21 protein-coding genes, 2 tRNA genes and 1 riboswitch are annotated in these 23,941 nt (G+C 46.1%); of the genes, 13 read left to right on the top strand and 10 right to left on the bottom strand.

What is annotated here, in order from left to right; translation table 11 throughout:
* Nucleotides 1–40 precede the first annotated feature (40 nt).
* The 10 genes from NDJ01_RS16845 (at nt 41) to thiH (ending at nt 9,017) form a co-directional block, all read left to right on the top strand.
* Nucleotides 41–117, top strand: a tRNA-Asp gene (locus NDJ01_RS16845).
* Between the two features lie 61 nt (nt 118–178).
* Nucleotides 179–255: transfer RNA gene (locus tag NDJ01_RS16840), tRNA-Trp, on the top strand.
* 219 nt (nt 256–474) lie between these two features.
* Nucleotides 475–1,857 carry a multicopper oxidase family protein gene (locus NDJ01_RS16835; RefSeq protein WP_193448451.1) on the top strand — a complete coding sequence of 461 codons (1,383 nt, stop codon included), beginning with the start codon at nt 475–477 and terminating at the stop codon, nt 1,855–1,857.
* Between the two features lie 124 nt (nt 1,858–1,981).
* The gene (gene crcB / locus NDJ01_RS16830; RefSeq protein WP_005397071.1) at nt 1,982–2,365 is read left to right on the top strand and encodes a fluoride efflux transporter CrcB; all 384 of its coding nucleotides are present in this window, start codon (nt 1,982–1,984) and stop codon (nt 2,363–2,365) included.
* 60 nt (nt 2,366–2,425) lie between these two features.
* Nucleotides 2,426–2,524: riboswitch (TPP riboswitch) on the top strand.
* 164 nt (nt 2,525–2,688) lie between these two features.
* The gene (gene thiC / locus NDJ01_RS16825) at nt 2,689–4,629 is read left to right on the top strand and encodes a phosphomethylpyrimidine synthase ThiC (protein WP_258587032.1); all 1,941 of its coding nucleotides are present in this window, start codon (nt 2,689–2,691) and stop codon (nt 4,627–4,629) included.
* A complete protein-coding gene (locus NDJ01_RS16820) occupies nt 4,629–6,044 on the top strand; it encodes a thiamine phosphate synthase (protein WP_258587031.1) in 1,416 nt (471 codons plus the stop codon). The genes thiC and NDJ01_RS16820 overlap by 1 nt, the downstream gene beginning before the upstream one ends.
* Nucleotides 6,031–6,804: a thiazole biosynthesis adenylyltransferase ThiF gene (thiF, locus tag NDJ01_RS16815; RefSeq protein ID WP_258587030.1), complete on the top strand. Its 774-nt coding sequence runs from the start codon at nt 6,031–6,033 to the stop codon at nt 6,802–6,804. Before NDJ01_RS16820 ends, thiF begins: the two co-directional genes overlap by 14 nt.
* 38 nt (nt 6,805–6,842) lie before the next feature.
* Nucleotides 6,843–7,097, top strand: a complete 255-nt coding sequence (gene thiS, locus NDJ01_RS16810; protein ID WP_258587029.1) for a sulfur carrier protein ThiS — start codon at nt 6,843–6,845, stop codon at nt 7,095–7,097.
* A 5-nt stretch (nt 7,098–7,102) separates the two neighbouring features.
* A complete protein-coding gene (locus NDJ01_RS16805; protein ID WP_258587028.1) occupies nt 7,103–7,870 on the top strand; it encodes a thiazole synthase in 768 nt (255 codons plus the stop codon).
* 34 nt (nt 7,871–7,904) lie between these two features.
* On the top strand, nt 7,905–9,017 hold the full coding sequence (gene thiH, locus NDJ01_RS16800) for a 2-iminoacetate synthase ThiH (protein WP_258587027.1): 1,113 nt from the start codon (nt 7,905–7,907) through the stop codon (nt 9,015–9,017).
* A 126-nt stretch (nt 9,018–9,143) separates the two neighbouring features.
* Here thiH and NDJ01_RS16795 read toward each other — a convergent pair whose 3' ends face one another.
* The gene (locus tag NDJ01_RS16795) at nt 9,144–10,934 is read right to left on the bottom strand and encodes an aminopeptidase P family protein (RefSeq protein ID WP_258587026.1); all 1,791 of its coding nucleotides are present in this window, start codon (nt 10,932–10,934) and stop codon (nt 9,144–9,146) included.
* 202 nt (nt 10,935–11,136) lie between these two features.
* Nucleotides 11,137–12,078: a LysR family transcriptional regulator gene (locus tag NDJ01_RS16790; protein WP_006743068.1), complete on the bottom strand. Its 942-nt coding sequence runs from the start codon at nt 12,076–12,078 to the stop codon at nt 11,137–11,139.
* A gap of 140 nt (nt 12,079–12,218) precedes the next feature.
* Here NDJ01_RS16790 and NDJ01_RS16785 point away from each other — a divergent pair, with 140 nt between their 5' ends.
* Entirely contained in the window at nt 12,219–13,379 is a 1,161-nt protein-coding gene (locus tag NDJ01_RS16785; RefSeq protein ID WP_065646720.1) for a multidrug effflux MFS transporter, read from the top strand.
* Between the two features lie 91 nt (nt 13,380–13,470).
* On the top strand, nt 13,471–13,755 hold the full coding sequence (locus NDJ01_RS16780) for a hypothetical protein (RefSeq protein ID WP_005397034.1): 285 nt from the start codon (nt 13,471–13,473) through the stop codon (nt 13,753–13,755).
* Nucleotides 13,756–13,782: 27 nt separating this feature from the next.
* On the opposite strand, the gene NDJ01_RS16775 is transcribed toward NDJ01_RS16780, so the two are convergent.
* The 4 genes from NDJ01_RS16775 to NDJ01_RS16760 all read right to left on the bottom strand — a co-directional run bounded on the left by NDJ01_RS16775 (nt 13,783) and on the right by NDJ01_RS16760 (nt 16,216).
* The gene (locus NDJ01_RS16775) at nt 13,783–14,238 is read right to left on the bottom strand and encodes a DoxX family protein (RefSeq protein WP_258587025.1); all 456 of its coding nucleotides are present in this window, start codon (nt 14,236–14,238) and stop codon (nt 13,783–13,785) included.
* 10 nt (nt 14,239–14,248) lie between these two features.
* Nucleotides 14,249–15,007, bottom strand: a complete 759-nt coding sequence (locus NDJ01_RS16770) for a putative DNA-binding domain-containing protein (protein WP_258587024.1) — start codon at nt 15,005–15,007, stop codon at nt 14,249–14,251.
* Complete coding sequence (locus tag NDJ01_RS16765; RefSeq protein ID WP_258587023.1) at nt 15,004–15,873, bottom strand: DUF692 domain-containing protein; 870 nt, start codon at nt 15,871–15,873, stop codon at nt 15,004–15,006. The genes NDJ01_RS16770 and NDJ01_RS16765 overlap by 4 nt, the downstream gene beginning before the upstream one ends.
* An 82-nt stretch (nt 15,874–15,955) precedes the next feature.
* The gene (locus NDJ01_RS16760; protein ID WP_031780600.1) at nt 15,956–16,216 is read right to left on the bottom strand and encodes a DUF2282 domain-containing protein; all 261 of its coding nucleotides are present in this window, start codon (nt 16,214–16,216) and stop codon (nt 15,956–15,958) included.
* Between the two features lie 280 nt (nt 16,217–16,496).
* On the opposite strand from NDJ01_RS16760, the gene uvrD reads away from it, so the two are divergent.
* Nucleotides 16,497–18,671, top strand: coding sequence for a DNA helicase II (gene uvrD, locus NDJ01_RS16755; protein ID WP_046874565.1), 2,175 nt, complete (start codon nt 16,497–16,499; stop codon nt 18,669–18,671).
* A 759-nt stretch (nt 18,672–19,430) separates the two neighbouring features.
* Here uvrD and ggt read toward each other — a convergent pair.
* The 4 genes from ggt to rarD all read right to left on the bottom strand — a co-directional run bounded on the left by ggt (nt 19,431) and on the right by rarD (nt 23,857).
* Nucleotides 19,431–21,197 (bottom strand): gamma-glutamyltransferase, encoded by a 1,767-nt coding sequence (gene ggt, locus NDJ01_RS16750; RefSeq protein ID WP_258587022.1) that lies wholly within the window; start codon nt 21,195–21,197, stop codon nt 19,431–19,433.
* Nucleotides 21,198–21,295: 98 nt separating this feature from the next.
* Entirely contained in the window at nt 21,296–21,967 is a 672-nt protein-coding gene (locus NDJ01_RS16745; RefSeq protein WP_046874563.1) for a LysE family translocator, read from the bottom strand.
* Nucleotides 21,968–22,068: 101 nt separating this feature from the next.
* Entirely contained in the window at nt 22,069–22,866 is a 798-nt protein-coding gene (locus tag NDJ01_RS16740) for an AraC family transcriptional regulator (protein ID WP_031780599.1), read from the bottom strand.
* Nucleotides 22,867–22,939: 73 nt separating this feature from the next.
* Nucleotides 22,940–23,857: an EamA family transporter RarD gene (rarD, locus tag NDJ01_RS16735; protein ID WP_258587021.1), complete on the bottom strand. Its 918-nt coding sequence runs from the start codon at nt 23,855–23,857 to the stop codon at nt 22,940–22,942.
* Between the last annotated feature and the right edge of the window lie 84 nt (nt 23,858–23,941).

Below are 23,941 nucleotides of genomic sequence, written 5' to 3'. Positions count from 1 at the left end.
ATTTTGGACACTTGCTTATTAAAGCGAGTGATACCACTGCGGAGTGGTAGTTCAGTTGGTTAGAATACCGGCCTGTCACGCCGGGGGTCGCGGGTTCGAGTCCCGTCCACTCCGCCACTTAATATCGACAACCTCGCCCATGCGAGGTTTTGTCAAATCTAGAATATAAGAATTCTACAGGGGTGTAGCTCCAATTGGCAGAGCAGCGGATTCCAAATCCGCGTGTTGGGAGTTCGAATCTCTCCACCCCTGCCATATATCGAGGCTCTGACTTAGGTCAGAGCCTTTTTTGTATCTGCTTGCATCCCACCTATATGCCTTTCTGCTGCCTGCTGCTCTTTGTAAGTATTTATTAACTCACCAACCTATTAGACTAGTCGTTATAACCAAGTGCTCCGAAATGTTAGCAATAAATGAGAATCATTATTTATATTTAGTTACACTCAACCGATCTGGATTAATGGGTAACTATGTATGGATATATCTCGTCGACGCTTCCTTCAATCATCCTTAGCGATCTCCGCGCTTACTGTTCTACCTGCATGTTCTCTATCTAGGAGTACTAATAAGCAGGGGCAGTATATATACGATATCACTGCAGAGCCTTCTACGGCTGAACTAGTGCCCGGTTTCAATACTGAGGTATTAGCTTTTAATGGGCGTATACCTGCACCTATAATTCGTTGCCGACAAGGGGAAAAGGTAACAATCAACTTCATCAATAAGCTATCAGAGCCGACGACGATTCATTGGCATGGCTTGAGGATTCCTATTGAAATGGATGGAGTTCCGTTTTTAAGCCAGGCTCCTATCATGCCCGGAGAGACTTTTACGTATGAGTTTATTCCGCCAGATGCAGGTACGTTTTGGTATCACCCACACATGAACAGCGTTAAGCAGCTTGGTATGGGGTTGGTTGGGCTAATAATTGTTGAAGAGGCTGAGCCTGTTCAGTTTGATGAAGAGCATGAAGTCGTCCTCAAGCATTGGCATTTAGACAAGCAAGGACAGTGGAAGAATCTAATGGTGCCGCGCTTGAGTGCACGTATGGGAACGCCAGGAGAGTGGAGTAGCGTCAATGGTATTCATGAGCCTGTTTATACGCTGAAGCAGAACGCGACTACGCGATTAAGAATTGCTAATGTCGATAACACCATTACCTATCCGATCGCGATTGAAGGCACAGAGGCTTGGGTTATTGCTATCGATGGCAATCCAGTTAAAACGCCTTATAGGCTCACTCAACACAAAATTGGCCCGGGAATGAGATTGGATATCGGATTGATTGCTCCGAAGGCTGGAGAGCGTGTTTATGTGCGTCAAATGAAAGGGCGCTTCCCATTCTCTTTGTGTGAGTTTGAAGTTGTTGAGTCTGACCTGCCAAGCAACAAGAAACTGCCTTTATTGCCTCTCAACCCTGTGCCTGATCTTGATTTGGAAAATGCGGAGCAAATCGATTATGTGTTTGAATGGGAGGGGGCGATCACTCCTGCCGATAAATCGGGCAAAGCGATACCTAAATTCTGGCTGATGAACAAACGAGCTTGGGAGGGAATGAGTAAAGATAATATCCCAGCACCACTTTCAAAATTGGAACTTGGAAAAACCTATATCTTCAATTTGAAGAACGTTACTCAATATCATCATCCTATTCATCTTCATGGGCATACATTTACTGTTCTTGAGTTAGATGGCAAGAAACTTGACGAACCGTTCCATACCGATACGGTTTTACTTGGAAAAAATGGCAGTGCCAAAGCTGCCTTTGTTGCTAACAACCCTGGACGTTGGATGTATCACTGCCATGTTATTGAGCATATGAAAACCGGTTTGATGGGGTATATTGAAGTAAAGTGACTCCTGTAACTTTTTTAATCTCAGCGTGTTTTAAATGCAATACGTTGTCGAATTCTAAAATTTCACCATCAATATCGCTTTAGTTTTGGTTACAATATCGTCATCAATAGTGTTGGGGGGAATTATGGGGCAGTTTTCCATTCTTGGTTTTATTGCGCTAGGTGGTGCTTTTGGTGCGTGTTCTCGTTACTTGATATCTGAACTGTGTGTCATTTTATTGGGGCGTGGTTTTCCATACGGTACGTTAACCGTTAATGTGGTTGGTTCATTTATAATGGGCTTGTTGATTGCTGCGTTCGACAATGAACTGTTGGCAACAGAACCTTGGCGACAAGTGATTGGTTTGGGATTTTTAGGGGCACTGACGACGTTTTCCACCTTTTCTATGGATAATGTTTTACTTATGCAGCAAGGTGCATTTTTTAAGATGGGGTTAAATATTTTATTAAATGTGGTGCTGAGCATCTCTGCTGCGTGGATCGGTTTCCAATTATTGATGCGCAGCTAGCAAAGTAGTTAAAAATTAAACAGGTCGGCTTGGTTTAACCAGGCCGTTTTTATATACTTATATCACTTGTCGGAGTGCCATAAGGCTGAGACCGTTAATTCGGGATCCGTTGAACCTGATCAGATTAGAATCTGCGAAGGGAACAAGAGAAGATATTTATACCGGAGTTCTTTCTGGTTGACCTATCAAATAGTCGAATGTTGTTATAGGCAAATTACTTAAGCTTTATTTAGCCTTAATTTGACTCCTCTTGTCGCATCTATCCGCCAAGCATTTTTATCCAATTACTTTTTATCTAGTATAACAAAGCAAGGAAAAATGCTATGTCGAGTCGCAAACAAGCGAGACTGGAAGCAAAACAGTTCATTGAAACACTCTCGGTACAGCCGTACCCAAATTCCACAAAAGTATATGTAGAAGGTTCACGTCCAGATGTTCGTGTACCTATGCGTGAAATAGCGCTAGCAGATAGTCTGATTGGTGGCACAAAAGAAGCTCCTATTTTCGAGCCAAATGAAGCCGTCCGAGTCTACGATACGTCAGGTGTTTATACTGATCCGAACTACGATATTGACCTTTATAGTGGCCTACCAAAGCTAAGAGAAAGCTGGATTGAAGAGCGCGGTGACACAGAGTTACTTGATGAAGTAAGCTCGGTATACACTAAAGAACGTTTAGAGGATGAGACGTTAGACGACCTGCGTTACGGTAACCTGCCACGTATTCGACGCGCTAAGGATGGGCAGTGCGTCACTCAGCTGCACTATGCTCGCAAAGGCATTATTACCCCAGAAATGGAATTCATCGCGCTGCGTGAAAACATGGGTCGTGCCAAGTACCGTGATGATGTGCTGAATCAACAGCATCCGGGTCAAAGCTTTGGAGCAAATCTTCCAAAAGACATTACCGCCGAGTTTGTTCGCAAAGAAGTTGCCGAAGGTCGCGCGATTATCCCTTCTAATATCAACCACCCAGAATCCGAACCAATGATCATTGGACGTAACTTTTTGGTCAAAGTAAACGCCAATATTGGTAACTCATCGGTGACGTCTTCGATTGAGGAAGAGGTTGAGAAGCTAGTGTGGGCGACACGCTGGGGTGGCGATACTGTTATGGATCTCTCCACAGGTCGCAATATTCATGAAACTCGAGAATGGATTCTGCGTAACAGCCCGGTTCCGATCGGTACCGTACCTATGTACCAAGCGCTTGAGAAAGTGAATGGTGTTGCGGAAAACCTTAACTGGGAAGTGATGCGCGATACTCTGATTGAGCAGGCAGAGCAGGGTGTTGATTACTTCACTATCCATGCTGGCTTACTACTGCGCTATGTACCAATGACTGCAAAGCGTGTTACTGGCATCGTCTCTCGTGGTGGTTCTATCATCGCGAAATGGTGTTTAGCACATCACCAAGAAAGCTTCTTATATACCCACTTCCGAGAGATCTGTGAAATCTGTGCCAAGTATGATGTGGCACTTTCTCTCGGTGATGGTCTGCGCCCTGGTTCGGTTGCCGATGCTAACGATGAAGCGCAATTTGCGGAGCTTCGTACCCTTGGCGAGTTGACTAAGGTTGCGTGGGAATACGACGTACAGGTCATTATCGAAGGTCCTGGCCATGTTCCAATGCACATGATCAAAGAGAACATGGAAGAGCAGCTAGAGCACTGCCATGAAGCTCCGTTCTACACCCTTGGTCCACTGACGACAGACGTCGCTCCTGGTTACGACCATATTACGTCAGGCATTGGCGCTGCCATGATTGGCTGGTATGGCTGTGCGATGCTTTGTTACGTAACACCTAAAGAGCATCTTGGCTTACCAAACAAAGAAGACGTGAAGGTAGGCATGATCACTTACAAGCTTGCTGCGCACGCCGCTGATTTAGCGAAAGGGCACCCTGGTGCACAAGTTCGTGATAACGCGCTTTCTAAAGCTCGCTTCGAGTTCCGTTGGGAAGACCAATTTAACTTGTCGCTCGACCCAGATACCGCACGCGCTTTCCATGATGAAACTTTGCCTCAAGAGTCTGGAAAAGTTGCTCACTTCTGCTCGATGTGCGGACCAAAGTTCTGCTCGATGAAGATCTCGCAAGAGGTACGAGAGTATGCGAAAGACACTGAGCAAGTTGCTGCGGACCAAGCTATCTCAATCAAAATGCTGGATGACCCTCTTGAGGGGATGCGTCAGAAATCGCAAGAATTTAGAGATACAGGTTCTGAGCTATACCATCCAGCAGCACATGCCGAGGTAAGTGACTAATGAGCAAAATCCTTATTCCGTCATCATTGATTGAACTGACTGGTTTAGTTCAACAATGTTTGTTGTTGGCGAAAGAACAGGGTTTTAGCATTGAAGACATTGAGTTGGGTGTGAGCCCAACTCAATCTATTCAGCTTGTTCGTGACCAACAGACCACACGTATAACGACAGATCTTATTGATGGTTATGACTCTGAGCATGAGAGTTCATTTGTGTTCCATTACCGCTCTGCTTTATCGGTAGAAGCGTGTGCTAAGCAACCGTCGAAAGCGATTTATATTGGCATTGCTGATACGCAGGTATCCGATGAAAAGGAGAAAGTGCTTCAGCTTGATATCTGGCGTCACCCAATTAACAACGAAGTGAGAGCGCTTTCCGTTAAGTCCAAATTCAACGCAATGTTCGATCCCGAACATCACCTTGCTTGGATAGTAACGCTGACAGTACTCGATTTTCCTATCGAAGATGCGTTAACACTTGCTCGAGGAATGCTAACTCAACAAGCGAATGTTTCACGTGAAACACTGTTGAATGACAACCTTGGTGAGGGAAGATCTACTCAGTGGGCTGACCAATTTGATGATTTCCCCACACCTGTACTAGAGGATAACCGGCTAGGTATTCAAGTTGGTTGGTCTGCACAAGGTGAGAGCGTTAGCTTTCCAACTCTAACTAAGCAAAGTCTAGGGCTCTATCCAGTCGTTGATGATGTTGCTTGGATTGAGCGTCTACTGCCACTAGGCATCAACACTATTCAACTGCGAATCAAGAACCCACAACAAGCCGATTTAGAACGACAGATCATTCGAGCAATTGAGCTAGGCCGTCAGTATCAAGCACAAGTGTTCATCAATGACTATTGGCAGTTGGCAATCAAGCATGGCGCTTATGGCGTTCACCTAGGACAAGAAGACATAGAAGAATCGAATTTGGCTCAGATAACTAAAGCCGGTATTCGTCTTGGTCTTTCTACGCATGGTTATTACGAACTACTGCGCATCGTACAAATTTATCCTAGCTACATCGCACTAGGGCATATTTTCCCAACCACCACAAAACAGATGCCATCGAAACCACAAGGTTTGGTGCGCTTGGCTTTGTATCAAAAGCTGATTGATAGCATTCCTTATACAAATACAGAGGCTGCTTTCAGACCTTCAAAAGACAAAGAAGTAAGTGACTATGTGCTTGGCTTTCCGACGGTTGCGATTGGTGGTATCGACCAATCTAATGCTGACCAAGTTTGGCTAACAGGTGTTTCTAGTTTGGCAGTTGTGCGAGCTATTACGTTGGCAGAATCACCTCAGTCCGTCATCGAGTTCTTTGCACAACTGATGAAAGAAAGACAGCTAACGTTTACTGATCAGAATAGTGAATTAGCGCATACCAAGAGAGGCGAGCATGCTCACGGATAAGCAGTTCCTTCGCTATCAACGCCAAGTAGCTCTGCCTGAAATTGCTGAAAGTGGGCAAGAGCGTTTGAGCAAATCGCATGTGCTGATCATCGGTTGTGGTGGGTTAGGGAGCGCAGCGAGTTTGTACTTGGCATCAGCGGGTGTTGGTAAATTGGTTGTGGTCGATGACGATGAAGTTGATAGCAGTAACCTACAACGTCAGATCATTTATCGTGAGCAAGACCTACAAGTTGCGAAAACAGAAGCAACTGTAAAACAGCTCACTGACCTCAATTCTATGGTTCAAATTCGTGCCCTCAATAAGCGACTAGACAAAGCACAGCTGCAGCTTGAGGTGATGCTAGCGGATGTGGTGCTCGACTGCACCGATAACATGCCAACGCGCCAGCTCATTAACCAAGTTTGTTTCGAGCAAAATACGCCACTTATCTCAGCGGCGGCAATTGGTTGGCAAGGACAATTCGCTGTCTTTGATTACCAAATACCAAGTGAACAAGAAGCGCAGAGTAAAGCCTGTTACCGCTGTTTGTATCCGTTCGACGAATTACCGCAAACGCAAAAGTGCAGTGAGAGCGGTGTCGTCGGTCCGGTGGTGGGTACACTTGGCAACTACCAAGCGATAGCGGCAATTCAAAAACTGGCGACGGGAAAGTTTCATGTCGAGACTGCCAAGTTACACCTGTTCGATGGATTGAAGCTGCAATGGCAAACCATGGCGATAAGTAAAGACAAACAGTGCCAAGTGTGTGCTCAGATTTAGCTTACGAGTAATGGGCAGAATTAAGAGAGTTGGAAGCAATGACGTTATCAGAACAACAAACAGCACAAATGACCGCTGCTGACCTAGATGTGATCACTATTGTCATCAATGACCAGTCACATCAAGTTGCCAGTGAGTCGAATCTACAGCAAATCATTAGTCAATTTGCGCTGCCTGAAATGGGCTGTGTTTTTGCAATTAATAACAATGTTGTGCCGCGCAGTGAGTGGGCTAGCACAGTTCTTTCACAGGGAGATAGCATCTCTTTGTTTCAAGCGATCGCAGGGGGTTAAAGTCGATGCTTAAAATTGGTGATAAACAATTCGAATCAAGACTGTTCACGGGAACAGGGAAGTTTGCCAACAGCCGATTAATGGCAGAAGCGATTCAAGTGTCGGGATCTCAACTTGCGACCATGGCGTTGAAGCGTGTGGATGTGAACGACCAACAAGACGATATTTTGCTGCCGTTAGTACAAGCGGGGGTGAACTTATTGCCGAACACCTCAGGTGCAAAGAATGCTAAAGATGCTGTGTTTGCAGCACAATTGGCGCGAGAAGCGTTAGGTACAAACTGGCTAAAACTGGAAATTCATCCAGACCCGAAGTACTTGATGCCCGATCCAATTGAGACACTTGTAGCCGCTGAGGAACTGGTGCGTGAAGGCTTCATTGTGCTTCCTTATTGTCATGCTGACCCAGTACTGTGTAAACGATTGGAAGAAGTAGGCTGTGCTGCGGTCATGCCATTAGGCGCGCCGATCGGTTCTAATAAAGGGATAGTTTCTCACGATTTCCTAGAGATCATTATCGACCAAGCTAATGTTCCTGTCGTTGTCGATGCGGGTATTGGTGCTCCTTCACATGCGGCGCGTGCGATGGAAATGGGAGCGGATGCCGTGCTAGTTAATACCGCGATTGCGGCTTCGAGCGATCCCGTTGCGATGGCGAGGGCATTTAAGTTGGCGGTAGAGTCGGGGCGTATGGCTTATGAAGCCAGACTCGCTGGTAAGGTTTCTCATGCGGTTGCGTCGAGTCCACTGACGTCATTCCTAGATGAGCTTTAATCCTAGATTGGTTTAGCTATTAAGCGAGGAAAACATGAGCTTCGTTGAACAATTTAAGCAGCTGAATTGGGATGACATTTCGATGTCGATCTACGCGAAAACGGCACAAGATGTCGAGCGAGCATTGAATAAACCCAAGCGTGATTTGGAAGACTTTAAAGCGCTAATTTCACCAGCGGCTGAAGCATATTTAGAGCAAATGGCTCAGCTGTCATACTCAGCAACTCGCAAGCGGTTTGGTAATACCATGTCGCTTTACATTCCATTGTACCTTTCTAATTTGTGCGCCAATGCTTGTACTTACTGTGGCTTCTCGATGGAGAACAAGATCAAGCGTCGTACCTTGAATAGGGACGAAGTGGCTGCAGAAGTTGAAGCCATTAAACGCATGAAGTTCGATAGCGTATTGCTGGTGACTGGCGAACACGAAACCAAAGTGGGCATGAAATACTTCCGCGAAATGGTACCGATGATTAAGCAACGCTTTAATTATTTGGCGATGGAAGTGCAGCCGCTAGATCAAGACGAATACGCAGAGCTAAAGACATTGGGTTTGGATGCGGTGATGGTTTATCAAGAAACGTATCATCCTTCGACTTATGCTGAGCACCATTTACGTGGCAATAAGATGGATTTCGAATACCGATTGGATACACCCGATCGTCTTGCAAAAGCAGGCATCGATAAGATCGGTATTGGCGCTTTGATAGGATTGGAAGAGTGGCGTACAGATTGTTTTTATGTGGCAGCGCACTTGGACTATCTTGAGCGCACGTATTGGCAGACTCGTTACTCGATTTCTTTCCCGCGTTTACGTCCTTGTGAGGGTGCGCTCCAACCCAAATCAGTCATGACGGATAAGCAGCTTGTGCAGTTGATTTGCGCTTATCGTTTGTTGAATCCAGAAGTGGAGTTGTCATTATCGACTCGTGAGTCACCGAAGTTTAGAGACAACGCATTGCCTTTAGGCATTACCAGTATATCTGCAGCATCGAAAACTCAGCCGGGTGGTTATGCGATGGATGATGTTGAACTCGAGCAGTTTGAGATCAGTGATGAGCGAAGTGCTGGTTCTGTGGAAGATATGATTCGAGCCAAAGGCTTTGACCCAGTATGGCGAGACTGGCACTCGGCGTATTCTGGTTAAGCAACAAATAAAGCCACTGGTCATCGTTATGTTTCACGTGAAACATAGGAAAAGAAAGAGGGTTGATGCAAAACATCAACCCTCTATTTTTCTAGCTTCTAGCTTCTAGCTTCTAGCTTCTAGCTTCTAGCTGTGTGCTACAGGTAGCGTTGCTTGACGAAGCCACTCTTTCACATCACCTTCGACTAGCGGGCTGATCTCATCCCATACTTTCTGGTGGTAATCATTCAGCCAAGCAAGTTCTGGACGAGTTAACATATCAACATTGATGTTGCGTTTGTCGATTGGGCAGCGTGTTAGTGACTCAAATGACAGAACAGGGAAGTCACCGTTAGTTGGGGTTTCAACAACAAGCTCTAGGTTTTCAATACGGATACCAAACGCATCTGCACGGTAGTAACCTGGCTCGTTGGATAGCACCATACCTTCTGTTAGAGGCACGTCGATTTGCTTTTTCGAAATGCTCGCTGGACCTTCATGCACACTTAGGAAGTGGCCCACACCGTGGCCAGTGCCGTGATCGTAATCGTAACCTTCCGCCCATAGGTGCTGACGAGCTAGAGTATCGATTTGATAACCACGTGTGCCTTTCGGGAAACGAGCTCGAGCAACGCCAATATGACCTTTCAGCGCCAACGTAAATTGCTTCTTCATTTCTGCAGAAGGTTGACCAATCGCGATAGTACGCGTGATATCGGTAGTGCCATCGAGATACTGACCGCCTGAGTCCACAAGGTAAAGCGTGTTCAGTTCTAACTTACCAGGTTCAGGTTGGTTCTCGTGATTGTAGTGACACATGGCCGCGTTGCCGCCTGCCGCTGAAATGGTATCGAAGCTGAGATCCATTAGCGTAGGGTCTTCGCTACGAAATGCTTCCAGTTTGTCTGCTAATGTCGCTTCGTCATGCAGGTTACCAGTAGCAACTTCCGCATCTAACCAACATAGGAACTTGCTCATTGCCACGCCATCGCGGATATGACACGCCTTCATACCGGCAATTTCAACCGAGTTCTTCGCCGCTTTTGGCATCAGACATGGGTCTGCTGCTGCAATCACGGACGCACCAGAGTTTTGTAGTACTAGCTTAAACCAAGCGTTACTGATTGCAGGGTCAACTAATACCTTTTTACCTGTCATGGCTTCAAGGCGAGATTGAAGTGCTTCTGGGTGGTGAACGGTCACACCGGTGCCTACGTGAGCGTCAAAATCAGCAGGTAGACGAGCAGGATCGAGGAAGTATTCCACGCTTGAATCTGAGTGCAGAATCGCGTGAGAAAGCAGAACTGGTAGGCGTGATACATCCAAACCACGTACATTCAGCAGCCAACAAATAGAATCTAATGCTGTGATCACAGCGCTATCTGCACCTGCTTTTTTAACCAGTTGTGCGATCTCTTGACGCTTATTCTCACTTGATTGACCGACGGCTTCTGTTGGCATTAGGCGAACGTCAGAGACAACAGGCGCTGGGCGGTCATGCCACAACTCATCAATTGGGTTGTTGGTCAGAATATTTAGCTCAAGCTTTCCAGCCAGTTTAGCTTGTGCCATATCTAGCCAAGCTGAGCTGTGCATACGAGGATCAATTGCGACAGATGCGTTTGTTGGCAGGTTGTCTAGAACCCAATCTAAAGCTGGTTCTTCAATAAGGTGACGATATTCAAATAGGTCACCAGGGACTTGCTTGGTGACTTGAACGGTATAGCGGCCATCAACAAAGATAGCGGCTTTGTCTTTGGTGATTACCGCAGCACCAGCAGAACCAGTAAAGCCTGTTAACCAATGTAAGCGCTCGTTGTGCGCTGGGACGTATTCACCCAAATACTCGTCCTCGTGCGGAACCAGTAGGGCATTAATATTATGTTGTATAAGCCATTCGCGAATCGCATTCACGCGGCTGAGAGTTTCGTTGTGCATCTGTTTTATTCCTTCAAATTACCGCTCCTTCATGCTCAGGTGTGGGAGCTGTTTCCTTCTGCTTCATGCAGTTTATGATCAACGCAAGTTTGCAATGACTTAGGTTGAGTCGGAGTACAACTAGGCCATAGATGAGCCAAAAAGGACTACGACAGTTAAGCTACTCATTTTACCCGCTAAGCGCAAATTGAGAGCGGTATTTTTATCTAAGGTGATCGGTTTTTTGTGTGATCATCGTACGTAGCCAACCCAATGCAGGGTCGTTTTCTCTGTCTCGGTGCCAGAATAAAGTGTATGCCATAGGTGGAAATTCTAGCGGGAGTGGTAGTACGACCAAATCAAGCTGTTTAGCAGCGAGCTGCACAAAATGGCTTGGAGCGGTAAAAATAAAGTCAGTGTAGGAACATAAACTTGCGGCACTATTAAAGTCCGGAACGGTGACGGCAATATCGCGGTCGGCTCCAATATCGGCAAGGCGATAATCTAACAGCCAACGGTCGTTGCCGTCACAACGCACTTGTACGTGACGCAGGGCGAGATACGCTTCGAGGTTCCAAGGCTGTTTTAATGCTGGGTGATTTTTGCGAATAATACACATCTGGTGATCTCGATAAATTTCCAGTTCGCATATGTCATCGGGTGGCAGCAGAGTCAGCTTGGCATCATTAATATCGATGTCTTTTCCAGTTAAGCCTAAGTCTAGCTCGCCACGTTGCAGCATTTTAAAAGTATTATCGGACCAAGGGTGAGTGCTGATCGTCACCCCAGGGGCTTGCTGAAAAATCGCCGGTAAGAAATGGGGTAGAATCAGAGGGTAAACACTTTCAACCGCTGCTATTTGAAAACGGTATTCGCTACTTTGTGGAGAGAACTCTTCTGGTTGAGTCAGTACTTCTAACTGGTTTATCAACAGATCCAGTTTCGGCTTAAGAAACAAAGCGCGTGGTGTTGGCGTCAATCCATGCGAGTTTCGGGTGAACAGGGGATCATCAAATTGGATGCGCAGTTTAGCCAGTGATTTGCTCACAGCGGATTGACTTAAGCACAGTCGGTGGGCGGCTCGGGTGACATTTAACTCTTCTATCAAAACTTTAAAACAGACCAATAGATTTAAATCGATACGAGCCAGTTTTTCGACGTTCACGGTGAATTTCCTCTAAGGAATAATGCTCATGATTATACATCATTTCCATTCATATCATCAGATGATTAAGCTCTATCCAAAGTTCTTTATCCAATTCGGAGTGTTGTGTGCCTAGCCAGTTTTCTAATAGTAAAAAACAGATGGCGTTATTGACCCTTTTGGTTCTTTTCAGTCCTCTTGCGATTGATATTTATCTACCTGCTTTACCTCTTATTGCTTCCACTTTTCAGGTCGATAATGCGCTAGCACAAGACACGATCACTTGGTTCTTATTTGCGATGGGGGTCGGGCAACTGTTTGCTGGCCCTTTGGCAGATAAACTCGGACGTCGAACTGTTGCATTGGGCGGTATCACTATCTATGCGATGAGCGCTTTATTGGCGTGGAGTGCTCAAAATATTGAATGGATGTTGGTTTCCCGACTGCTACAAGGCTTAGGTGCGTGTGCGACATCGGTAGCAGCCTTTGCAACAGTTCGCGATATCTTTGGCCCGGAAAAAAGCGGCAAAATGATCAGCTACCTTAACGGTGCGATTTGTTTCATTCCGGCTTTAGCTCCAATTCTAGGTAGCTGGTTAACTCAGCAATTTGATTGGCGAGCTAACTTCAGCTTTATGGCGGGTTTTGCTGTGGTGTCCGGTTCATTGATGTTTTTCATGATGAAAGAGACCAACCCATCAACGGAAAAGCAAGCCGTGTTTAAGCTCAGCCGTTATTGGGCAGTGCTTAGTACGCCATCTTTTGTCTTCCATGCTTCACTGTGTTTAATGGCAATGGCGGTTATTCTCGCGTATGTCACCTCGGCGCCATCGGTATTGATGACGGGGATGGGGCTGTCGATGAATGAGTTCACCTTCTGGTTTGGTGTAAATGCAGTGATCAATATTGCGGCTTGTATGCTTGCGCCTAAGTTTATGGAGCGCGTTGGCACGCACAACACCTTGGTCACCGGGATCTCAACTCTGGGCCTCGCAGGTGTGATCATGCTAGTGATGAATGGTCAGAATACCGCGCTTTCTTTCATGCTACCTATCTTCATGTCTTCTGTAGGTTTTGCATTCATTCTGGGTGCAGCAGCAGGGAAAGCATTGGAACCGTTTGGTGACAAAGCGGGTACGGCTGCGGCACTGCTTGGGTTGTTCCAAATGAGTGGCTCTGGTTTGTTGGTTGGTACGTTGCAGCGTTTATCTTTGGAACCTCAAACACTGATCGCAATTCATATGTGGGTTCTATTGCCTGCGTTGGTGGTTCTGTTTACAAAAGCAGGTAAGAACTGGCATTCAAGCCTTGCGAAAGCGTAAATCAGTGTAATTTAGTATTTTCCAATGTAAGTAAGGCGTGTATATTTGTCGTTCAGACTTTTCCTGACACCATAACGGAACTCAAAAAGTAATGTCGTTAACCACGTATGAAATGGCTCGTATTCTAGAGCAAATGGAAGATTCACCAGAAAAGGTGATGTTTGGCAAGTTGCTTAATGAGCTGGGTAATCAAAGCTCCGAGCGTATTCGTAGTGCGGCTAAACAAGTACCTCTGCCAATTTTGCGTGATATCGTGTACCAATTCCAGCAAGTGATTGAGTCGCGCAAAGGTGAACAAGTTGAGCTGTTGGCAAAAGATCTTGCTCAACAGGGCATCTCAGCTGATGAGCTTCTTGCTTACTTAAATAAACAATAAAAAGTCCCCGCCACTGCGGGGATTTTTTTATCGCGTCAACTTGTTCTTTATAACATGGTCAATAGAGATAACTCCCGGTCCCCATACGATGACCACTAAAATCATGAATCCCCACAATTGATGGTCATAGAACCCTTTTTCCCACAATACCGGGTAAGAGATGACCGCGATGATATTGAACACAAACAGAATCGCAGCCATCGGGCGGGTAATTAATCCCAACGCTAAAAATACTGGCAGAATTAACTCGGCAGTCGTTCCCATGTAGGCCGCTAACTCCCAAGGCAAAAGTGGCACTTGGTATTCCAATTCGAATAGATACAGCGTGCTATCCCAAGAAGAAACTTTGATTAACCCTGAATTGAAGAACACCCATGCAACCCACAAGCGACAAAAGAGAAGTAGTAAAGGGACAAAGCCAGCTTGTAAGGTATTGATCAAGTCGTCGTACCGATTGACTAAGTTTTTAACCGTATTCGTCATAGAGTGCTCCTTAGATTGATTTCAATGTAAAGCCGTCAACGAGATCGAGTGCCATGATGCTATTAAGGTGAACGAGCAAAGCTTCGGGTATTTCGCTCAAACTCTGCTTCTGCTCTAAACATTGCAGCAGTTGAAAAACATCGGTATCGAGTGCGTGACATTGAGCTTCTCCATTGGCTTGAATCGAGATGACACCTCGCTGTAATTGATTGATATTGAGCTGTTCAAAATCTTGGTGTTGAATCGCATGAGAGAGATCAAATACAGCGTAGTTTGAGTCAAAGCTGCGGCTGCCAGTGAGCAAATGAAACACCAATTGAGGTTGTTGTTCTTCCGTCACTTGGGTAAGTGCAGATAAAGGGATTCGATTTGGTTTTTCGACTTTCTCATTCTGTATTTGTCGAGCTAAGTCCATATGCCATTCAAATCTTGCGACTTCAGGTGCGTACGGAGCTTGGGTCATGACCTGACTAAACTGCATAATCGTATCTTGAAAGCCAGCACCATAATGTACGACATTACCTTCAGCTAAGGGGTGAGAAAGTACGTGTTGGCGAGCAATTTGATCGAAGCACTCTTTTCCAACTAAGGCTTCAACCATTGGGTAGGTCGCTGCCAATACCTCACTCAAGCTGATGATAAAGTTATTGCGGTAAATCTGTATGCGTTCATCTGCGGTAAACTTGTCACTCACAATGTCGCATTCTTCACCGAGCGCTTGATAATGTAGGGCTTTAGCAAATTGACTCTGCAAGGTCGCAAGCTTCATGACGCTTTCCTTTTGCTCTTTTGGTCAATTAAATGATTTTTCTGCAATAGTGAGGATGCTTTTTCTGCTTCGCCAAGAAGTATTTCTGGTGCAGGAATATCCAAATCCCATTCAATCAGCGTATGGCGAGGGCCGTGTTTTTGTGTCCAACTAACGAACAGTTGCCATACTTCATCACTGACGGGACGGCTATGAGTATCAATCCAAATCTCACCTTTATCCAACGGCTTAATTGTAAAACCTGCCAAATGAATCTCGTCGACTTTGTCGGCTGGAATCGCATCTAGGTATGTGTCGCAATCAAAACCGTGATTGAAGGCGGAAACATATACGTTATTTAAGTCGAGTAATAAACGACAGTCGGTGCGCTTTTGCACTTCGGTAAGAAAGTCCCATTCACTGATGGTTGAATGGTGAAACTTCACATAACTAGATGGGTTCTCAATTAAGATTTCACGTTGTAGATGTTCTTGCACTTCAAGCACGTTACGAGTGAAGACTTGCAGCGCTTCTTCCGTGTAAGGCAAGGGAAGTAGATCATTGAAGTAGTGACCACCATTTTCACTCCAGCTTAAATGGTCAGAAACGAAGAGCGGGTCAATTGTATTTATCAATGCTTTTAGTTGTGCTAAATGTTTCGTATTCACACGTTCCACCGAGCCCAGCGATAAACCAATACCGTGGCAACTGATGTGGTAGCGCTCGCGTAATGCTTGCAGTTGATGGCGCTCTACTGAGTTGGGCTGAAAGTAGTTCTCGCTGTGGATTTCTAACCACGACAGCTCAGGTTTATGTCGGCTAAAATAATCGAGATGAGGGGAGCGTAATCCAACACCAGCAAGAGGATGGAAAGAGTGATGTTTCACGTGAAACTCCTTTTCTGATTGGCGAGTAACTGGGGGCGTTGGTTAAAGTGCAACGCGCCCCACAGAAACTTGTGATGTTGAGTTATGAGCCGCTGGTGCTACCGCCAGCCAATTTGTCACACAATCCTTTAGGAACGACAACAAAAGCATCTTTTTGGTTGTCTTCTTTAGAGGTACCCGCGCAAGAGCTGTTTTTCGTTGCGCAGTCATTTTTACCGGCTTTCGCCACGCCATAACACTTTTCTTTTTCTGCTGCGACAGCAGGGGCTGCGGTGAGCATGGTGCCACCAAGAGCAAGAAGGCCAGTAACAGCAGCAGTAACAGCAAGATTCGATTTTTTCATCATAATTTCCTCTGAGTGATTTCCTTTTACTTTCATTCGGCAAGTCGATTCGCCGTTTGGCGTACAACCTTTATCCACTTGCTTAAATTAAAAGATAGAGATGAGGCAGAAAAACTTTCATAAAAATAACTCTCGCGAATGGTTTGGGGGTGATTACCTTCGTTAACTCTTTGAATGAAAGATTAAAAAAACAACGAATTTTTTATCAAGTTTTGTCTAAACAGCACCAAGCTGTTTAGGTTATAATCGGTTTTTATGTATAAATAACCAGTAGCTCATCATGATGGATCCATCTCTATTACTCGACGGTCTAAACGATAAACAGCGTGAAGCCGTTGCAGCTCCTCTAGAAAACTTACTTGTCCTTGCTGGTGCAGGGAGTGGTAAGACTCGCGTTCTTGTTCACCGTATCGCTTGGCTTATGTCAGTCGAGCAAGCTTCTCCTTTCTCGATCATGTCGGTCACCTTCACCAATAAAGCGGCAGCAGAAATGCGTGGTCGTATTGAAGAGTTGATGATGGGCAGTGCATCTGGCATGTGGAATGGGACTTTCCACGGTATCTGTCACCGCATTTTGCGTGCACACTATCTTGATGCCAAGCTACCGGAAGATTTCCAAATCATAGACAGCGATGATCAGCAGCGCTTGTTAAAGCGTTTGATCAAAGCGCAAAACTTGGATGAAAAGCAGTGGCCTGCACGCCAAGTTTCATGGTGGATTAATGGTAAGAAGGACGAAGGATTACGCCCATCGCATATCGACGCTTATCACGATCCAGTGACCAAAACTTATTTGCAGCTGTATACCGCTTACCAAGAAGCGTGTGATCGTGCTGGCTTAGTGGACTTTGCGGAAATTTTGCTGCGCGCGCATGAGCTACTGCGTGACAACAAGTTTGTGCGTGAACACTACCAAGCACGCTTTAAGCATATCTTGGTTGACGAATTCCAAGACACCAACAACATTCAATACGCTTGGCTACGCATGATGGCTGGCCCAGATTGTCACGTGATGATTGTAGGTGACGACGACCAGTCAATTTATGGTTGGCGCGGTGCAAAAGTCGAGAACATTGAGAAGTTCACGCTGGAGTTTCCGAGCGTGAACACCATCCGTCTCGAACAAAACTATCGTTCGACGAAGACGATTCTTGAAGCGTCCAATACCTTGATTGCGAACAACACTGAACGCATGGGTAAAGAGCTGTGGACGGATGGCAATGTGGGAGAGCCGATCTCGGTTTACAGCGCTTATAACGAGCTTGATGAAGCGCGCTTTGCGGTCAATAAAATCAAAGAGTGGCAAGAGAATGGCGGCGCATTGAATGATGCTGCGATGCTGTATCGTAACAACGCGCAATCTCGTGTTTTGGAAGAAGCATTAATTCAGGCAGGCTTACCGTACCGTATTTACGGAGGCATGCGATTCTTCGAGCGTCAAGAAATCAGAGATGCGTTGAGCTACTTGCGTTTGATGGCGAATCGCAACGATGATGCCGCGTTTGAACGTGTCGTGAATACCCCAACACGTGGTCTGGGCGATAAGACGCTAGAGACTATCCGTCGTGCTGCTCGTGATAGAGGTTGCACTATGTGGGAAGCCAGTCTGGCAATGCTCGATGAGCAAGTATTACCGGGTCGAGCAGCTGGCGCGTTAAGTCGTTTTGTCGAATTAATCACCGCGCTGGAAGATGACACACTAGAAATGCCATTGCACGAGCAAACGGACCACGTGATCAAGTACTCGGGTTTGTTTGCGATGTATGAGCAAGAGAAGGGCGAAAAGTCTAAAGCTCGCATAGAAAACTTGGAGGAGCTGGTTACCGCCACTCGCCAATTCGAAAAGCCAGAAGAAGCGGAAGAAATGTCTCTGCTGACGGCATTTTTAACACATGCGGCTCTAGAAGCGGGCGAAGGTCAGGCGGACGAATTTGAAGATGCAGTCCAACTGATGACGCTGCATAGTGCGAAAGGTTTGGAATTCCCATTGGTATTCATGGTCGGTGTGGAAGAAGGTATGTTTCCAAGCCAGATGTCCGCTGAAGAGGCAGGGCGTTTGGAAGAAGAGCGCCGTCTGTGTTATGTGGGCATGACGCGCGCGATGCAAAAGCTCTACATTACTTACGCGGAAATGCGTCGCCTATATGGCCAGGACAAATACCACAAACCATCGCGCTTTATTCGTGAATTACCAGAAACGTGTTTGGATGAAGTGCGCATGAAGGCGCAAGTGAGTCGCCCTTCAAGTAGTGGACGTTTTAGCCAAACCGCAGTAAAAGAAAACTTCAATGAGACTGGTTTTTCACTAGGTTCTCGTGTGATGCATCCGAAATTTGGTGAAGGAACGATCATCAACTTTGAGGGCAGTGGCCCACAAAGCCGAGTGCAGATTGCTTTCAACGGTGAAGGCATTAAATGGTTAGTCACCGCTTACGCGAGACTGGAGAAGCTGTAGGGCTTTGTGAAAAAATGAACATAGGAGCTGCTTCGGTGGCTCTTTCTGTTTTGGCTGTTTGGAATCAACAAAATGCTGAAAGATAGGGAGCTAAATGACGCTATTCGAAAAGGCTCTTGGTCTAAATCGCTTATCTTTAGACAAAGAAAAACCCCGAGGGCTTACGCCCGTCGGGGTTATAGTCTTACTCGCAGCAATCCAGCTACTAAAAGTGCTCCATGCATCAAATCCTTGATAGCGTGCTGCATTCCTTCAGCTTAATCCTTTCGTCGCCTTCCTAGCGGTGTCCTTGACCTTATCCTGGTCTGCTAACCATCCTCGTTAGCTCTCATCACTTGTTCCCTGAGCGGTGTCCATGACATCTTCCTGATGTTCAGTCCTTTCCTCGTCCAGAGGTGTCCATTTCCCGTCCTTAGTAGCAACCATCCTAGTTGCTATTGATTCCGTTCAATGTCCAGTTTTGCAATCCATGCCCGACTATTCATCCTGAATACCCGTTTCTTCTTCCTGAAGTTCACCAAATCCGTGGTGTTTCCTGTTCCGTGTCAGCATCCTTCCGACAAGGTTCATATTACGCTCTTCACGATTCTCAACAATGGTCGAAGCCCACATTTTTCTCAATCAAAAGCGTTTGAAAAATAAACATGTTTATATTATTCAATGTCTTATGGTTATTTTTGGGCTGTTTTACCATTAAAAAAGAGAGGTTTGCTCCACTCCTTGTGAGAGATCTCGCACAAGGAGTCGAGCAAAACAGGCCTATTTGCCGATTGCTGCTCCTTCTCGACGAGGATCTGCGGCACCTTCTAGTCCATCTTTTGTGATGCGTATCGCATGCAGTCCAGAATTCAAATCACGAACATTGGTTTTAAAGCCCATCTTCTCTAGCTCTGGCTGTAAGCCTTCTGCCGCGGTACCTTGCTCAATATCTAAGGTGCCAAAACGGTCAAGTAATCGTGGTTGATTGATTGCTTGTTGGATATTCATATCCCATTGCGTGTGGGCAATGATGGTTTGCGCCACGTAACCGATGATTCGACTGCCACCCGGAGAACCTATCGCCATGTAAGGTTTGTTATCTTTCATCATAATGGTTGGGGCCATTGAAGATCGTGGACGTTTGCCTGGCTCTATACGGTTGGCGATTGGAATTCCGTCATTATGAGTACGGAAAGAAAAATCGGTCAGTTCATTATTGAGCAAGAAGCCACGCACCATTAAGCGCGAGCCAAACGCATTCTCAATGGTGGTCGTCATTGACACCACATTGCCTTGCTTATCGACGATATTGAAATGGCTGGTGGAAGGGAGTTCAATGGACTCGTCCATGCTTAAATTCATTGCGTGCGACCACGGAGGATTGCCTGCTTCAACTTTGCTTAGTGCTTTGCCGACTTGGATCAGCTCTGCTCGCTGCTGGAGGTAGCTTTTATCAAGCAAGCCTTGCGTTGGCATCGGCACGTAATCTTGGTCTGCCATGTATTTACCACGGTCAGCAAACGCTAGACGCGATGCATCGGCGAGTACTTGCCAAGATTTAATGCTGTTAGCCCCCCAGCCTTTGAGATCGTACTGTTCAGTGATCGCCAAAATCTGACCAATGGTGAGCGCGCCAGAGCTTGGTGGTCCCATGCCGCAAATGTCATAGCTTTGGTATGCTGCACAAACCGGCTCACGTTGTCTGATTTGGTAGGTATCAAAGTCGAGTTGGGCTAATACGCCGGGGTTACCCGGCGCGTTTTGTACCGTCTTGATAATGTCTCTGGCGATATCCCCGTGGTAGAAGGCTTGAGCACCTTGCTTGGCAATAGCACTCAGTGTTTGTGCGTATTCAGGGTTTTTTAATAGCGTACCTTCGGTTTTTGGCGAGCCATCCGAGTTAAAGAAATAGGCTTTTGTGACTGGAAAGCGTGATAAACGCTCGGCGTCTTTTTCTATCAAGCTTGCTAGGCGAGGACTGACTTTGAATCCTTGCTCCGCAAGCGAGATAACAGGTTGAATGATCTTTTTCCATTCCAGCTTGCCGTATTTCTGGTGGGTATCCCACAATAGTTTCACGGTGCCTGGTGTTGCGACAGAGCGTCCACCAACCACTGCATCGTAGAATTGCAATGGCTGACCGTTCTCATCTAAAAATAGCTTTGGCGTTACGGCGAGGGGGGCGGTTTCACGCCCGTCGTAAGTGGTCAGTTTTTGCTTTTCGCTATCCCAATACACTAAGAACGCACCGCCACCAATACCTGATGACTGGGGTTCAACTAAGCCAAGCATCAATTGCACCGCGACCATGGCATCTATCGCATTCCCGCCTTGCTCAAGTACGTCTGCACCCGCTTGAGTCGCCAGTGGGTTAGCAGCGGTAACCATATAATCTTTAGCTTTGACCAGCTGCTTTTGCTCAATGCCAGTGCTGTGCTCTGGTGCGACCGAATCTGCAGCTTGGTTAGCGAAGGCTTGTCCAATGAAGGTGAAAGGGGAAGTAAGAAAAAGACCCGAGAGTACGAGTCGGTTAAATGTCCATTGCATGATGACTCTCCATGTTGCCAACTAAGGTCATTCAGCTTGGCAGCCACGGAGATAGTCGTCGAGTTTCCTATTAAAGAAATGTCGAGTGTGCGACGCTTTTAAATCAGAGAGTTATCGAGAAAGGAGCGGAAGGTTTGCACTAAAATACTGCTGCCAACTAGGGTAAATACCACACCACATAAACCATCTATATAAATGCCGGCTTGCTGCAATCTTGTTTGCAAGCGCTGCGTTGACAGCATCCATGCAAGGCTAGAAAACCAGAGTAGCGACAAACCAAACAAAATCACCAGAGCAATTCCTTTTCCTGTCACCGACATGCCCACTGGGACAAGGCTCGACATTAAACTCACAAAAAATACTAAGGCTTTGGGGTTGAGAATATTGGTTGCGAACCCCTTGGTAAACGCCTGACGTTTATTACCGATCACAAGGTTACTGTTTTTGCTTGGCTGATCAGAAAGTGGGTTTTTGATCGTCGCGATCACGCCGCGCAGTGCACCGATACCCAAATACAACAGATAGCTGCCCCCAAGCAATTGTAAGACGGAGTAGAGCAGAGGATGCTGGTGAACTAAATAGCTCACCCCCGTTAGGCTGAATAAAGAATGCAGCAAAATACCGACTGATAAGCCAAGCGCAATGTATAAGCCAGTTTGACGGCCATGACGGGTGGCATTTTGTACCACAAGCGCAAAATCCGGACCTGGGCTCATTAAGGCAATGAAGTGGATACTGGCAAGCGTTAAAAGGATAGTCGATTCATTCATAACACATCTCAAAACATAGTGGATATGAGTTATTGTCGTGATTCTTATTCGGTAGTGCTTGTAAAAAACTAGCAGTACTGAATACCACAGCGTATGAGATATTAGCGTGCCACTTGTGAAGGCGAGACGCCATAGGTTTGTTTAAACGCTTTACTAAAGTGGGCCTGATCATAAAAACCCACTTGATAGGCGACGTCCGTACCACACCATCCTGCTTGGAGTAGTTTCATTCCTTGCTCTAATCGCAAGCGAGCAAACCAAGCGTAGGGAGTCATCCCCGTTTGCGCTTTGAAATGGCGTTGAAATTGCGTGGGGCTCAGTTGACAGAGCTCTGATAGTGCATCTAAACGAACTGTTTGGTCGAGATTCGCCATTAAGTAATCTTTTAAGGTATGCAAAGACTGTTTTCCAAGCGGAACCACTTTTTGCCTCGCGAGTGATCCGTAGCGATCAAAAAGTTGATTAAATCCTTCAAAAGGAAGGCAATCTTTGGTGAGTTGGCTGAGGTTATCGCGGCGAAGAAGAGCATGCAAGTTACTAAGTTGTGAAAATATCTGTGGATCGGAGATGATCAATTCATTAAAGCGGATTATTTGACCATTTTGACTAAGATCGGCAAGATCGCTGAGTAGGTGCGGCTCGATCGCAAATACATTCACTTCATAGCCACTTTCGAGCTTAGAGTGCCCGTCGTGCAGTTCATCTGGCGGCATAATTACGATTTGCCCATGACCCACTTGATGGCTACAGCCTTGATATTGGAACTTTTGCGTGCCATGCGTGATCAGACCGAGGTGAAAGTCCAGATGATAGTGCCTTTGGAAGGCAAACTTCTGGTATTTCGCCTCGATCAGGCTCAGCTGATCATGGTCGGTTGCGTAGTATTGAATCTGTTCCATTACATACAAAAAAGCTTGGTCACATTATGACCAAGCTTATCTGGCAATTTCTAATTTGTCTTGTAAAAAACGATCACTGTGGCTGAACGATTCGGCGTGAGCGACGGTTGTTGCGTAGTCCATCAAAGCTAAATACGACTAGCGCTCCCCAAATAAAGGCAAAGGTAATCGCTTTATCCATGGTAAAGGGTTCGCCATACATCAGTACAGCAAGTAAGAACATCAAGCTTGGGCCGATGTACTGGAAAAAGCCTAACGTTGATAATTTGAGTCTTGTTGCCGCACCCGTAAAACAAAGTAGGGGCAGTGTGGTAATCACCCCTGCTGCAATCAACAAGCTATTTAATGCTAACGGGTTATTGAGCATATTCGACGTTGGGGTTTCTGCAATAAACAGCAGATACACGGCGGCGACAGGCAGAAGGAGTAATGTTTCGATAAACAATCCTGTTTTTGCATCGACACTGACTTTCTTCCTTAAGAGGCCATAGAAGCCGAAACTCATTGCTAACGCCATCGCAACAACGGGCACGGAGCCGAATACAATCAATTGGACCAGTACACCACAGCCCGCTAATACGACAGCAAACCATTGCAACTTACGAAGTCGCTCTCCCAAAAAGACCATGCCGAGCAAGACATTGATTAATGGGTTGATGTAATAGCCTAAGCTCGCGTCAAGCATATGATTGGAATTGACCGCCCAGATGAAAATCAGCCAGTTTCCGCCAATTAATACAGAACTTGCGATCAGGTAAGCGATCTTCGTTTTGTCTTTCGCGATGTAGTAAACCGAGCGCCAGTGACGGCCAAAGTGAAGGAGTGCGGCAAGCAAAAAGAAAGACCAAATCACCCGGTGGCTCAGAATCTCCAAAGGGGATACTTGTGCGATGGATTTAAAATACATCGGCGCAATGCCCCACATGGTATAGGCACCAATCGCCAGCAAGATACCTTGCCGAGCGCGTTGTTGTTCGTCTTCTGGTGTCATGAGGTGTCACCTAATTGTGTGTTTATAGAGCAGAAAATCAGTATACGAGTCGTGATGCGAAACACCTAGCAATTTGCGGTTTTA

It is taken from the genome of Vibrio sp. HS-50-1, from assembly GCF_024747315.1.
Classification (GTDB): domain Bacteria; phylum Pseudomonadota; class Gammaproteobacteria; order Enterobacterales; family Vibrionaceae; genus Vibrio; species Vibrio diabolicus.
Note: the sequence above shows the minus strand (reverse complement) of the source record. Positions and strands in the feature narration are given on the sequence as shown.